At 58.9% G+C, this 832-nt stretch carries 1 protein-coding gene; it reads right to left on the bottom strand.

Annotated features, from left to right (window positions below):
• Positions 1-9: 9 nt before the first annotated feature.
• Positions 10-776 (bottom strand): IS5 family transposase gene (locus ABG80_RS00405; protein ID WP_152987387.1). Its coding sequence is split into 2 segments (ribosomal slippage): positions 10-461 and positions 461-776, totalling 768 coding nucleotides; the frame shifts between segments, so codons are not numbered across the junction.
• Positions 777-832 lie beyond the last annotated feature (56 nt).

Genomic DNA, 832 nt, shown 5'->3' with positions numbered 1-832 from the left:
TAGGGCCTGTTAACACAAACTGCGAAGCCCATCGACCACGAGCACGAAGCTGAGAAAGCCGAGAAACATCGCATCAAGCTTTTCGAACCGGGAGAAGATTCGGCGGTAGCCCTTGAGCCGCCGGAACAACCTCTCGACTTCATTGCGGCGCTTGTACATCTCGCGGTCGTACTCCCACGGATCGATGCGCGTCTTCGTTGGCGGCACGACTGGTATGAAACCCAAGTCCAGAGCCAACTGGCGTGTCTCGTTGCCCTCGTAGGCGCGGTCCATGAGCAGGTGCACGGGGCGGCTCGTCTGCCCCAAGGCCCGCAGCAAGCGTCGTCCCTCAGGTGCGTCATGGGCCTGACCAGGCGAGAGACAGAACGTCACGGCCGTTCGAGCATCCGCGGCAACCATATGAACCTTGGTGTTCCATCCACCTCTGGACTTGCCGATGGATTGCGGTCCGTTTTTTTTAGAGCGCCAGTGCCGTCGGGATGCACCTTGATGCTGGTGCTGTCGAGCGAAACCGCCTCGATCTTGATTCGCACGACCTGCTCGCGCTGCAGCTCTGCGAACATTTTGTCCAGCACACCGGCCTTCTCCCATCGACGCATGCGGGTGTAAATCGTGTGCCAATTGCCAAAACGCTTGGGCAGGCCGCGCCACTTGCATCCGTGCTCTGCCACATACAGCATGGCATTGATGACCTGCAGATTGGACAGGCTCACGTTGCCTCGCTGCAGTGGAAGGCAATGCTCGATGCGCGCGAATTGCTTGGGTGTGATCTCCATGTCGGGCAGTGTCCAGCATGATGCCCAGCGTTGCAATTAGTGTTAACAGCCCCTAG

Origin of the sequence: Aquabacterium parvum, assembly GCF_001447195.1 — a bacterium.
GTDB lineage: Bacteria > Pseudomonadota > Gammaproteobacteria > Burkholderiales > Burkholderiaceae_C > Aquabacterium > Aquabacterium parvum.
This window is presented reverse-complemented; position numbering and strand designations above follow the sequence as displayed.